We start from the raw sequence: 14004 nt of genomic DNA on the forward strand, positions 1-14004 counted from the left end.
CACGTCCTGTTGGACGCGCAAAGGACGCCGTAGCACTTTGATTTTGCGCATAATCCCTAACCGAAATCGATTCCGATTTTGGGGGTCATGCGCGGAGCTTTGTAGAGTGCCAGCCGATCCCGGACGGGTGTCAGAACGGAGACGACTGTCGGATTACCAGACCTTTTCGCGTCGGCCGGCTTCAGTACTCGCGCTCGTAGAAAACGCCGCCCTTGGCTTCGCCGGCATCCGTGGCCTCACCGCGCAATTTGACGCCGCGCCCGACGTCGAGATCGATCGCCGCCTTGCCCGAACCCGGCTTGTCGCCCTTCTGGATCGTCACATAGGTGCGGTCGTTGAGATATTTGCCCGCCGAGACCGCGGTGCCGCCCTCCTCGTCGGTGATGACGTCGAGATCGTCGACGCCGATCGCGCTGCGCAGGTTCTGGAGCAGCGAGGTCGAGCCACCGACACCGGCCAGTTGCGCGGCGGCTTCGGCAAGCTGAGCGATCTGCAGCGGCGACAGGTTCGACATCGAACGGCCGAAAATCAATTGCGCCAGAACCTCGTCTTCCGGCAGCGCCGGCACCGACGAGAAGTTGAATTTCGGATTGGTCGCCTCGCCCGATACCACGATGGTGACGGTTGCGCTGCTCGTCGTCGACGTCGCCGTGAGGTTGAGATAAGGCACCAGCGAGCCTGAAAAGCCGACCGTGCCTTCGGTGAAGGTCAGCCGCTTGGCGACGATCGTCAGCCGCCCGCGCTGCAAGGTGAAAGTGCCGACGGCTTGCGGCGACGATGCCGGGCCGGTCAGCCGCAGCGAACCGCCAAGCTCGGCATCGACACCCCTGCCCTGGATGAATATCTGGCTCGGCGCATTGACCGTGACATCGAGGTTGAGGCCGCCACCGCTGCTGCCGCTCGCCGTCGCCGGGCGCAACGCCTTGTCCTGCGCGCGCACGGCGGCCGGTGCGTTCTTGTGCTTGATGTTGAGCGCCGCAAGCGAGCCCGGCAGCTTTTCGGGAACGGTGATGACGGTCTTGGCCAGGTTGATCGTACCCGAGATCACCGGCGCCGACGCGAGCGGCCCCTTGATGGTCAGGTCGCCGCTGAGATTGGCGGTGACCACCCTGCCGTCGGTGTAGCGGCCGTCGACGAGCTTGACCGACAGGTCGGCCGGAAAACCTTGCCCCGGATTGATGCCGACCGTGCCGCTGGCCGACAGGCTGCCGCGCGTCGACAAATTGCCGGTCAGGCGGTTGATCCTGGCGACGCCACCGCCGATCGCCACGTCGGCCGTGATATCGTTGATTGCAAGTCCCGAGCGTGCATCGATCAGGCGGGCACCCGACGTGCGGACCGTGCCTGTGATCACCGGCGACGTCGCCGGGCCGCGCACCTTCAAATTGACGTCGGCCGTGCCGCTCAACGACAGGCCTTGCGCGGCGAGTGTCCGGGTGAGGAAGGCGAACGGCACCTTGCCGGAAAAGTCGAGATCAAGGGTGGGCGTGCCTGATGTCGTCATCGTGCCGCCGCCCTTGAGGCCGAGACCGGCGGCATCGCTCATGCTGGCGTCGAAGGTCAGTCTGTTGCCCGAATACGTGCCGGAGGACGAAACGCCCATGCCGCCGAAACCGGCACCGCGGGTCTGCGACGTCTGGACGCCTGCGGCGTCGATCTTGAAGGCGACGGCCGGATTGGCCGGCGCGCCCGTCACCTTCACCGTGCCCGAGATCGAGCCGGCGGCATCGAGGCCCGGCGAGAAACTGTTGGCGAGCGACATCGGCACACGCGCCAGCGTCGCGTTGAGATTGAGCGCCTCGCCGACCTTGCCAGAAACCGTCGCCGTGCCGCCGCCGAGGTTGAGCGCGAGCCGATCCAGGCTGGTGGTGCCGTTGGCGATGGTGATGGTCGAGGCCTGCGCGATCGCCGCCTTGATGCCGCGCATGGTCGCCTGGCCGGAGGTGAGCTCGACCGTCGTCGTGCCATTGGCGACCCTGACGCGGCCGGCGGCCCTGGCCGGAATGTCCTTGACGGTGGCGCCGCCGGAAAAGCCGGTCCAGTCGCCGTCGCGGGTGAGATCGACATCGATGCCGCGAATGACGGTGCCGCCGGAGGTGACGCTGTCGGCACGGATCTTTCCGGAGATCACCGGTGCCGCGAGATAGTTGGCGATCGATGCATCGATGGTGACTGTCTTTGCCGAAAGATCGTCGCGCGAAATCGAAGCCGTCGAAGCTTTGATGGTGACCTGAGGCGCATTGCCGGTCTTCGAGAAGACGATCGTGCCGCGCACGTCGCCTTCCGCCTTTTCCAGCGCAAGGGCTGCGAGCGGTCCGATGTCAGGCAGGTCGAGCGCCACGGTGCCTTCAGGCACGAAGGTCTCATCAAGCGCCAGGTCGCCTGATATCCGGTTCTTGCCGAGCGACAGCAACAGCCCGTTGATGGCGCGCTTGCCCTCGGACGTCGCCAGCACGGCACTGCCTTGCAGTGGCTGGCCCGCGACATTTCCGGTCAGTTGGACATTGGCCGCCGGGTTGGCGGCGTCGGCCTTCCCCGTCGCGGTGAGCCTCAGCCCGGTGATCTCGCGTTCGGCCACCGAAAGCCGGTCGCTGTTGACCGTCAGCGACAAGTCGGGCCCGGTGCTGGAGCCCTGCGCGTTCAGCGCGAACGTTATGGCGCCTTTGGCGTCCTTCGACAGAAGCGAGATGTCGGCCAGCGCGCCTTTGATGTCGGCAGTGAGCTTGCTGTCGGCGAGGCTGGCCTGCCCGTCGGCGCTGAATGCACCTGATACCAGCCTGATGGCGTTGGCGGTAACATTGCCATTGGCGTCACGCTTCAGCGCGGCACTGAGTTCCGTCCGCTCCGCGAGCACGCCGCGCGCTGCCGCCCGCAGTGCTGCGGAAGCCGCAACCGCCCTGAGGTTGAGATCGATGGCGCCGTCGGCCAGCGAGACCCTTCCATTGAAGCCGGTGTTCAGCGCGTCGCCCGTCACCGAGCCGCTGTCGATGACGATGGTGTCAGTGGCGAGGCTGCCGGCAACTTTAGCGGTGATCTTGCCGGCGAACAGCGGCGCGATGGTCGGATTGTCCAGGCCGATCTTGTTTGCCGTCACCGTGCCGGAAATCGGCCCTGTTCGGCCCTTCACGTCGAAGGCGTCCGAATGCAATGCCAGGGTGAGCCCCTCGACCTTGGTAAAATTCGTCGCGACCGAAGGCAGGACAGCGGAGATATCGAGCTTCGGCTGCGTGCCCTGCCCCGCAGCCTTTACCGAAAGCGCCTGCAGCTCGAGCTTGATCGGGCTCTCGGTGCTGCCAAGCGCCAGCGGCAGGCTCGGGCCGGTCGAGGCCAGGTCGAGCGCAAAATCGCTGATGCCGTTCGGATTGATGGTGCCGGCGGCCTTGCCGGAAATTTTGTCTCCGGCAAGCGTCGCGTGGTCGATGGCGACGCCGCCGGCGGAGGAGAAGCTGCCTGCCGCATCGACATTGAGCGGCCCGAGCCCCGCCTGGCGGGTCTGGCTGGTCTCGGCGCCGCTGAGCTGTGCATTGAAACGAATATCTGGGGCTGCCGACGGTCCCGTCACTTGCACCGTTCCGCCGAGCGTGCCCGCGGCGTCGAGGCCGGGTGAAAAATCATTGGCAAGGGCGGCCGGCAGCGCGGAAAATTCTGCTGAGAGGTCGAGCGTCGGGCCGGCGGTGCCGGATACGGTCACCGATCCGCCGCCGACATCGAGCATCAGCTTTTCGATGCTGGCCATGCCATTGGCGACGCTCAGGGTCGACGGGTGCGCGATCGCTGCCTTGATGCCGCGCATGGTCGCCTGGCCGGAGGTGAGCTCGACCGTCGTCGTGCCATTGGCGACCCTGACGCGGCCGGCGGCCCTGGCCGGAATGTCCTTGACGGTGGCGCCGCCGGAAAAGCCGGTCCAGTCGCCGTCCCGCTTCAAATCGACACCGATGCCGCTGATCACGGTAGCGCCTGACGTGACCGTATCGGCCTTGATGGTGCCGGAGATCGCCGGTGCCTTGAGATAGTTGGCGACCAGCGCGTTGACGGCGATGGTCTTCGCCGCCAGATCGCCGCGCGAAATCGAGGCGCTCGTCATATCGATCGCAACGGTGGGCGCGCCACCATCACTCGAGAGGCGAATGGTGCCCTGCACGTCGCCCGCCGCCGTCTGCCCGGCAAGTGCGGCCAGCGGGCCGATATCGGGCGCTTCGAGTGTCAGCATGCCGAGCGGCAGCAAGCTGTCGTCGAGAGCGAGATCACCGGAGACCTTGTTGTCGGCCAGCGACAGGCTAAGTCCGTTGATGGAACGCTTTCCGTCACGCGTGACCAACGATGCCTTGAGATCGAGCGGCTGGTCGTCGACGGACCCGGTCAGTGAGATATCGGCGGCGGGATTGGCGATGTCGGCCTTCCCCGTCGCCGCCAGCTTGATCGTCTTGACCGTATGACCGGACGCCGTCAGGCTGTCGCTGTCGGCCGAGACCGAGAAATCCGGCGCCGTGCGCGCGCCGCTCGCCGTCAGCGCGAAATCGACGGCCCCGCCGACCGGTACGCCAACCATGGGCGACAGCACCGAAACGTCGCCGAGCGTGCCCTTGATATCGGCCTGGATGTCTGTGCCCGTCGCGCTGGCGGTGCCGCTGGCGCTGAGCGAGCCCGAAGTGAGTTGCAGCGTATTAGCGGCAAAGGAACCTTGCGGATCGCGGGTCGCGGTCGCCGAGAATGTCACGCGCTCACCGAGAACCGAGCGGATCTGCGGCGGCAGCGCCGTCGAGACGGCATCGGCATTCATCTTGAGCGTCATCGCCAGATCAGCTAGCGTCACCTTGGCCGTCACGGAGGCGTTGAGCGCGGCGCTGCGCAGCGTGCCTTGATCGACGGCAATCTCATCCTTGCTGATGGAACCGGTGAGCTCCGCTGTCACCCTGCCGGTCACCAGCGGCGCCAGCGTCGCCACGTCGGTATTCAGGCCGCCGGCTGTAAGCTTGATGGTGATCGGTCCGCTGCGGTCCTGGATGTCGAAGCCGTCGGAATGGATTTCAGCCGCCAGATCGTCCACCCGCGTGCCGCCCGCCACCACCGAAACCAGGGACGCGCCGATGTCGACTATCGGCGCCTTGCCGCCGCCGAACGCGCGGGCCGTGGCGCCGGTGATCGCGACGGTCACCGGCTGCGCCACAGTGCCGAGGCTGAGCACGATCGGTGGGCCCTTGGCGGCGAGCTCCACCGAAAGGTCGCTGGCGCCATTGGGGTCGATAATGCCCGCGGCGGTGCCATGCACGGCATCGCTGTCGATGCTGGCGCGCTCGACTTCGACGCCGCCCGTCACGATCGCGGTTCCGGCAAGGTCGAAGCTGGTCTTGCCGGCAAACAAGGATTTCAGATTGTCGGGCAAGAAGCGCTGGAAGTCGCCGTCGCCCTTTGCCTCGACGTAGTTGCCCTTGTCGGTGAGCTGGTGGCGGCCGGTGAGCTGGGTAACGATCTGGCCGTCGACGACGAAAGTACCGATGCCGCTCCAGTTGGCGACCGGCCCCGTGCCGGTGACGACGATGTTGACCGGCGGCGCATCCGGCAATTTGAGCAGATTGGCGATGATGCCGCCGGCCGGCTCCGATGCCTTCAGATCGAGGTCGAGCTTGTTGTCGGCGGGCGCGAAATGAATGTTGGCGTCGACCTTGCCTTGCTTGCCGTCGTGGCGGGTGATGTTGAGGCTGGTTTCGAGCGCCAATGGCGCCGCGTCGGCCTTGAACGAACCCTTGGCTGCGAGTTCGGCGATACCGCTGCCGGCCAGCGCCTGGCCGAGCGCGATTTCTGGCAGGTCGATCTGCTTGATGTCGAGCGACACCGGCAGCGTGGTGGCGCCACCTTGGCTCGGCTGCGTGCCGGCCGCCGGCAGCCGCGCGAGCTCGATGCGATCAGCGGCGACGCGGCCGGCGCTGAAGTTTTTCGACAGAAGCGCCAGCGGCGACCAGTCGACGGCCACCTTGCGCGCCACCAGCCATGGGCCCTGGCGATCCTCCAGCACGACATGGTCAACAGTCAGCGCGCCGGACCAGATGCCGTCGATGCCGCTGACCGTCACCTTCCGGTCACCGGTTGACGCCACGGTCGAGATGATGCCGGCGAGATTGTCGCGGCCGCGCTCGGTCTTGGTCAGCACGACGAGCGCACCGACCACCGCCGCCACTACGATGAGCAGCGTATAAAGGACAATGCGAAGGACGCGCTTGAACATTGTCATCAGAACGCCTGGCCGATGCCGGCATAAATGCCGAAACTCGGGTCGCCGGGACCCCGGTTGAGCGGCACCGCTGCATCGATGCGCAGCGGTCCGAACGGCGTAATATAGCGCAAGCCGACGCCGGCGCCGACCTTCATGCCAGAAAAATCCGGGAATTGATTGGTCGAGACGGTGCCGGCATCGACGAACGGCACGACGCCGATCGTGTCGGTGATGGCGATGCGCATCTCGACCGAGGTCTCGAAAAAGGATAACCCGCCGATCGGCTCTCCGTCGGCGTCCTTCGGACCGATGCCCTGATAGGCATAACCGCGCACCGAGCCGCCGCCGCCGGAATAGAAGCGCCGGTCGGCCGGAACATCCTGAAGGCCGGCACCGATGATCGAGCCGATGGCGACACGTTCGGCCAGGACGAACTTCGAGGCCGCATCGAGCGACTGATATGCCGATCCTTCCCCTCTCAGCTTGACGAAGGCTGCGCCGTTCAAAAAGTCGTAGCTCGGCTCGGCATAGGCCAGCGCCCTGAATCCCGTCGTCGGGTTCAGCCGGTTGTCGCGATTGTCGAAGACATACCGCAGCGGAACGCTGGCGATCAGATAGGTGTGCTTGCCGAAGGAATCGGTGATCTTCGAATAGTCGAGCGCGACTTCCGCGGAAACCGTCTGCTGCCTGTCGAGTTCATAAGACAGGCCGGTGTTGCCCTTGACCGAGAAATGGTCGTAGGCGTCGGGATGCTCTAATACGGTGTTGACGCCGGCGAAGAATTTCGACGCCGGCCCGACCACGCCCGGCTTTTCGAACATGATGCCGGCATTGTAGTTGAGCTCGGTCAGCTCATTGCTGCCGATACCGCTGATTGCGCCCTCGATGCGCAGCTTTTCGGCACGGCCGAACAGGTTGCGGTGGCCCCAATAGCCTTCGAGGCCGAGGCCCTCGGTGTTGGAGAAGGTGCCGCCAAGGCCAAAGTAGCGCGGCTTGCGCTCGCTCACTTCGACGCCGATCGGGATGTTGCCGTCGGCGTCGAGACCGTCGGCCTCCTTCAGCGTCACGCTGTTGAAGACTTCCAGCCCGAGCAGCCTGTCGCGCGCCTCGTCGATCTCTTCCGGCGAATATTGGCGGCCGCGCTTCAGGCCGGTCATATATTCGGTGAAATCGCGGTCGACCTTTTCGGTGCCCTCGACCGTGGTGCCGCCGTAGCCGGCAACCGGCCCGGCGGCCACGGTCAGCGTTACGTCGAGCGTCGAGGTCGCGTGGTCGGCGACGATCTCGCGGTCCGTCACCTTGGCCAGCGGCCTGCCTTCCTCTTTGAGCGCCCGCACGATCGACGCCTCGGCCTTGAGCACGGCACCGGAACCGGCATCGCCGCCGGCGATCAGGCCGAAATCGGCGCCCGCCAGCCCCGCCGCATCGCCCTCCAGCCTGATGTCGCCAAGCGTGAATTTCGGCCCGACCGCAATGTTGATCACCACCGGAATCGGCTGCGGACCCGAAAATTCGGCGTCGGGCGGCAAATCGTCGAGCCGCTTGCCTTCGATGGTGATGGTGACGACGCCCTCGTAGCGGGCGTCCGCGTAAAGTGCGGCGACAAGCTGATCGCGGTCGCCACGCGCCTTGGCCAGCAGGCCGAGCGAACCGGAGACCGGACGTTCTTCGTCGTCCTTCAGCGCCGAAGCGTTTTCGAGCTTCTCGGCGAGGTCCTCGTCGGCGTCGGGCGCCTCGATGGTCACGGCATAGCGTAACGGATCGACGATGTCGGCGTCTTCGTCCTCCGATGACCCCCACAGCTTGATGCCGAATATCTCGAAAGCGACCGCATTTCCGCTCGCGGCAATCAATGCAGTCGAACACAGCAAGGCGAAAAGCAAGGCGTGCGAAAGCACACGCCGTGGCGCGGTTCCTCCCGACATCTGCCTTTCATACGCCGACATTACAACTCTACACTAGCTGCCAAAGCTAAAATTGGAATGAAGTTCTGAATTGCTCGTAAAGGAGCCACAATCCAATTGTCTGAAATGGACAGGGCTTGGAATTCACACCTTCTGCGTCGCCGCAAGAATGCGTGATCCCTGTCCTATGGAGGTATTACCGGTCATCGGCCGGAAAGGAAACCGTTGGCAGGCGGAACCTGCCGCGTCTTCGAGTTGACAGGCGTGACTGAGCTTGAACATGTCTGGACGTAACGTAGACGTAACGTAAGCAGTGTCTGGAGGAGTGTTATGGCAATGCGCGCGGCTCGTGGTCTGTCGATCTTTTTCCTTCTCTTTTTCGCCTGGAGCAGTGTCGCGCAAGCGGCCGAAGCGCGCCGGGTGATGACATCGGACAATTCCGATTATTTCGGTTTCGATCTCAGATCCGACCAGAATGTCAGCCTCGATCAGTGCAAGACGACATGTCTCGGGGATCCCGCCTGCCGCGCCTTCACCTATAACCCCAAAGTCAAATGGTGCTTTCTCAAATCCGACTATAACACGCTGAAGCCCTTCAACGGCGCCGTCGCCGGCAAGGTCGTCAACGTCGATGGCGACCCCGATATCGGCGCGCCGCCGGACCTCGCCTTCTTCCCCGCCTGGATGGCCGACCAGGCCCAGCAATACCGCAACAAGCTCACGGGCCCGGCCTATACCAAGCCCACCGAAGGGCTGACGGCGCTAAGGGAGGCGGCAAAACAAGCGTCGCAGACCGGCGACCACCGCTTGGCCATCCAAAAATACGAGGCTTTGATTTCGGTCTTGCCCGACGATGGCCAGCTCTGGCTTGAACTGGCGCGGGAAACGCTTGCCGTGCAGCCGACCGCCAACAGCGCGGAGGCGTCCAGCCTGCCGGCGAACGCCACCTCCGCCGGATTCAACGCCTACAAATTGCTGCGCACCGCAAAAACGCGCGCCGAAGTGCTGGCACTGCTTGGCGACGGGCTCGATCGCCGCGATCTCTCTCGGCCCGCCCTGCAGGCCTACGAAGCGAGCCTCGCGCTGGTCAGTTCGCCTTGGGTCTCGGCCGCCTATCAGGATCTCAAGGCCCGCAAGGGCTTCCGCGTCGTCGATCACACGGTCGATGCCGACACCAGCGCGCCGCGCATCTGCGCGCAGTTTTCCGAGGACCTGGTCAAGACCGGTGTCGACTACTCGCAATTCGTTACCGTCGACAACGCCGCCCCCAAGGGCGTCGAGGCCAAGGACAAGCAGATCTGCGTCGAGGGGCTCCAGCACGGCCAGCATTACGACGTGACCTTCCGCCCCGGCCTGCCGGCCGCCATTGGCGAGATGATCACCACCCCGGTGGTGCTGTCGATCTATGTGCAGGACCGCGCCCCATCAGCCCGTTTCACCGGCGACAGCTTCGTGCTGCCTGCCGGCGCGCGCCGCGGCATCCCGGTCGTCACGGTCAACATGAACGTCGCCGAAATGAAGCTCTACCGCATCGGCGACCGCTCGCTGACCCAGCTTCTGTCCGGCTACCAGTTCCTGCGCCAGCTAGACGGCTATGACATCTCCAACATTTCCGATCAGATGGGCGAGCCGGTCTGGCAAGGCCAACTCGACATCGCCAACGACCTGAACAAGGAAGTCACAACGTCCTTCCCGGTCGACGAAGCGCTGCCGCAGCGCAAGCCCGGCGTCTATGTGCTGACCGCGCAACCGGTCGACGAGAATGACAACGACTATGATTCGCGCGCCACGCAATGGTTCGTCGTCTCCGATATCGGCTTGTCGACCTATACCGGGCAGGATGGGCTGAACGTCTTTGCCCGTTCGCTCGGAACCGCCAAGCCGATATCAGGTGCTGAACTGACGCTGCTGGCCAGGAACAATGAGATCCTCGGCACCGCAACCACGGACGCCGAAGGCCGAGCCGTCTTCAACCCCGGACTGACGCGCGGCGACGGCGGCATGGTCCCGGCCGTGCTGACAGCCAAGCAGGGTGACAGCGACTTCGTCTTCCTCGACATGGGCCGCGCCGGCTTCGATCTTTCCGATCGCGGCGTCACCGGGCGTCCGGCGCCGGGCGCGCTCGACGTCTATGCCTGGACCGAACGCGGCATCTACCGCGCCGGGGAGGACGTCCATGTCGCAGCACTTGCCCGCGACGGCGCCGCCAAGGCGGTCGAGAACCTGCCGCTGACCTTCATTTTCACCCGTCCCGACGGCGTCGAGAACCGCCGCATCGTCAGCGACGGCGCATCGGCCGGCGGCCATGCCGTCGACCTGCCGCTCGAACCCAACGCCATGCGCGGCACCTGGACGGTGGCGATCCACACCGATCCCAACCAGGCGGCGGTCGCCAGCCAGATGTTCCTGGTCGAGGATTTCATGCCGGATCGCATCGAGTTCGATCTGTCCTCCGACAAGCAAGAGATCGCGCAGGGCGAAACTGCCAACGTCACCGTCGACGGCCGCTTCCTTTATGGCGCGCCGGCCGCCGGACTGGCGCTCGAAGGTGAGCTGACGCTGTCGACCACTCGCGACTGGGACCGCTTCAAGGGCTATTCCTTCGGCCTCGCCGACGAGCAGTCGGCGGAACCGTCAGTCACGCCGTTCACGGGCCTGCCGGTGGTCGGTGAGGACGGCAAGGCGACCTTCCCGGTTTCCGTCGACCAGTTGCCCTCGACCACCAAGCTGGTCGATGCCAAGGTTACGGTCAGGATGCGCGAAACCGGCGGCCGCGCCGTCGAGCGCTCGCTCAACATCGGCATCCGGCCGCAGGGCCACATGATCGGCATCCGCCCGGATTTCGACGGCGACGAGGTGCCGCAAGGCGGCACGGCGAAGTTCAGCCTGATCGCCGTCGATCCCGACGGCAAGCGCGAGGCGCTGCAGGGCGCGCAATGGTCGCTGGTCAAGGTCGAACGCAATTACCAATGGTACCGCTCCAGCAATTCCTGGAACTATGAGCCGGTCACCTTCACCAAGTCGGTGGCCAACGGCCAGGTCGACCTGAACGCTGACGGCGAAGCCACCGTCTCGCTGCCGGTCGACTGGGGCCGCTATCGGCTCGAGATCGAGACATCGGACCCGGAAGGCCCAGCGACCAGCTACGAGTTCGACGCCGGCTGGTATGTCAGCTCCACCACAACAGAGACGCCTGACGGCCTGGAAATCGCCCTTGACAAGGACAACTACGCCGAAGGCGAAGTGGCCAAGCTCAAAGTGTCGCCGCATTTTGCCGGCGAGCTGCTCGTCACCATCGGCGCCGACAAGCTCTTGAAGACCGTCACCGCCAGCGTGCCGGCCGGCGGCAGCACCATCGACATCCCGGTCGGCGACGACTGGGGCGCCGGCGCTTATGTCACGGCAACGCTGTTCAGGCCGGGCGATGCGCAGGAAACGCGCATGCCGGCGCGCGCCATCGGCGTCAAATGGCTGAAGGTCGATCCGGGCTCCAAGAAGCTCACCGTCACCTTGACGCCGCCGGACAAGACCATGCCGCGCCAGCAGCTGTCGATCCCGGTCTCGGTGGCCGGCGTGCAGCCGGGCGCCAACGCCTATGTCATGGTCGCGGCCGTCGATGTCGGCATCCTCAACCTCACCAATTACAAGGTGCCGGATCCGGAGACCTGGTTCTTCGGCCAGCGCATGCTCGGCCTAGAAGTACGCGACCTCTACGGCCGCCTGATCGACGGCTCGCTGGGCACGTCAGGCAAGCTGCGCACCGGCGGCGACGGCGCCAACATACAGTCGCAAGGCAGCCCGCCGACCGAAAAGCTGGTCGCCTTCTTCTCCGGTCCGATCCAGCTCGACGCCGACGGCAAGGCGCGGATCGACTTCGACATCCCGCAGTTCAACGGCACCGTGCGGGTCATGGCCGTCGCCTGGACCAAGGACGGGGTCGGCCATGCCCAGTCCGACGTGATCGTGCGCGATCCGGTGGTGATCACCGCCGGCCTGCCGCGCTTCCTGGCGCCCGACGATTCGGCCGTCATGCGGCTCGATGTCACCGACGCCGACGGTCCGGAGGGCGACTATGCACTGTCGATACACACGTCAGGCAATCTTTCGACCGGCAGTGCCGCCCTCCCCGAAAAGCTGACGCTCGCCAAGGGCAAGCGGCAGACGCTGACCGTGCCGCTGATAGCCGAAACGCCGGGCAACGCTTCGATCACCATCAAGCTCGCCCATGCCGACGGCACCGCTGTCGAGCAGACGCTCTATGTTCCGGTGCGGCCGGCGCAATTGCCGGTGACCACCCGCATGGTGGTCGACCTCAAGGGCAACGGCGGGTCACTGCGCGTCGACAAGGAGCTCTTGGCGGCAAGCCTGCTCGACGGCGCTTCGGTCAGCGTCGGCGTTTCGCAGGCCGCGGCCTTCGACGTGCCGTCGCTCCTGATGACGCTCGACCGCTACCCCTATGGCTGCGCCGAGCAGACCACCAGCCGCGCCATGCCGCTTCTCTATGTCAACGAGATGGCGTCGGGCGTCGGCGTGGCCAGCGACGCCGACCTGCACGGCCGCATCCAGGATGCCATCTACAAGGTGCTGAGCTACCAGGCCTCGGCCGGCAGCTTCGGCCTGTGGGGCCCGGGCTCCGGCGACCTGTGGCTCGACGCCTATGTCACCGATTTCCTGACCCGGGCGCGCGAGCAGAAATACGACGTGCCGGCCCTGGCGATGAACCAGGCGCTGAGCAATCTGCAAAACGCGATCGGCTACGACCAGGACGTCAAGGATCGCGGCAGCGAGATCGCCTATGCGCTCTATGTGCTGGCCCGCAACAAAAAGGCCTCGATCGGCGATCTGCGCTACTATGCCGACACTCAGATCGAAGCCTTTACGAGCCCGATGGCTGTCGCCCAATTGGCGGCGGGCCTGGCGCTCTATGGCGACACGCAGCGCTCGGAAGCCACCTTCCAGGCCGCCCTGCAACTGGCCAATTCAAGCTCGGCATACGACTACTATAGGTCCGATTATGGCTCGCCGCTGCGTGACGGCGCGGCGATGCTGGCGCTTGCCGCCGAATCGAAGCCGGTGCCGACGATCGTGCCGGCGCTGGTGAAGCTGGTGACGCAGGAACGCGCCGCCGTCAGATGGACCACCACGCAGGACGAGTCCTGGATCCTGCTGGCGGCCCGCGCACTGAAGGCCGGCAACGATTCGATCGCGCTGACCATCAACGGCGCGCCGCATGCCGGCGCCTATTCGGACCAGATTGCCGGCAGGGACATTGCCAACAGCCCGCTGACCGTCGCCAACACCGGCAGCAGCCCGCTGCAGGCGGTCGTCACCACAGTGGCCTCGCCGATCCAGCCGCTGCCGGCCGCCGGCAACGGCTTCACCATCGGCCGCACCTACTACAAGCTCGACGGCACCGAAGCCAATGTCACGGAGGCGACCCAGAATGAACGTTATGTCGTCGTGCTCAATATCTACGAGCAGAACAAATGGCCGTCGCGGCTGGTGATCACCGATCTGCTGCCGGCCGGATTCGAAATCGACAATCCGGGCCTGGTTTCCAGTGCCCAGTTGTCGAACTTCTCCTGGCTGGCCCAGACCGACGCCGCCCATCTCGAATTCCGCGACGACCGTTTCGTCGCGGCCTTCAATCCGAACGATGGCGACGGCGACCGCAACATCATGCTCGCCTATGTCGTGCGTGCGGTTACGCCGGGCACCTATGCCCATCCGGCGGCAAGTGTCGAGGACATGTACCGGCCGCAGTATTCGGCCCGCACCGCGACCGGCATGATGGAGGTCAAGGCGCCGTAGGCGCCAATGGTGGCGAACAGGAACATAGCGATGGCACCTTCGCAAAGGGTTTTGCCAATCTTCAGCGGTGCAGAAAGG

At 65.2% G+C, this 14004-nt stretch carries 3 protein-coding genes; 1 reads left to right on the forward strand and 2 read right to left on the reverse strand.

From position 1 onward, the window contains the following. Nucleotides 1–181: 181 nt before the first annotated feature. Together NKH36_RS04705 and NKH36_RS04710 are read right to left on the reverse strand one after the other, a co-directional pair. A complete protein-coding gene (locus NKH36_RS04705) occupies nucleotides 182–6229 on the reverse strand; it encodes a translocation/assembly module TamB domain-containing protein (protein ID WP_352960468.1) in 6048 nt (2015 codons plus the stop codon). Next, complete coding sequence (locus tag NKH36_RS04710) at nucleotides 6229–8157, reverse strand: autotransporter assembly complex protein TamA (protein ID WP_352960470.1); 1929 nt, start codon at nucleotides 8155–8157, stop codon at nucleotides 6229–6231. Before NKH36_RS04710 ends, NKH36_RS04705 begins: the two co-directional genes overlap by 1 nt. Nucleotides 8158–8445: 288 nt before the next feature. Between NKH36_RS04710 and NKH36_RS04715 the strand changes: the two genes are divergently transcribed. Further along, on the forward strand, nucleotides 8446–13926 hold the full coding sequence (locus tag NKH36_RS04715; protein WP_352960472.1) for an alpha-2-macroglobulin family protein: 5481 nt from the start codon (nucleotides 8446–8448) through the stop codon (nucleotides 13924–13926). The last annotated feature ends 78 nt before the right edge of the window (nucleotides 13927–14004 follow it).

The organism is Mesorhizobium sp. M1312 (genome assembly GCF_040318115.1).
Taxonomy (GTDB): Bacteria; Pseudomonadota; Alphaproteobacteria; order Rhizobiales; family Rhizobiaceae; genus Mesorhizobium.

Bases quoted from the DNA above. Each gene is read 5' to 3' on its own strand.
- NKH36_RS04715 (WP_352960472.1), top strand. From the start codon at position 8,446: ATGGCAATGCGCGCGGCTCGTGGTCTGTCGATCTTTTTCCTTCTCTTT.
- NKH36_RS04705 (WP_352960468.1), bottom strand. From the start codon at position 6,229: ATGACAATGTTCAAGCGCGTCCTTCGCATTGTCCTTTATACGCTGCTC.
- NKH36_RS04710 (WP_352960470.1), bottom strand. From the start codon at position 8,157: ATGTCGGCGTATGAAAGGCAGATGTCGGGAGGAACCGCGCCACGGCGT.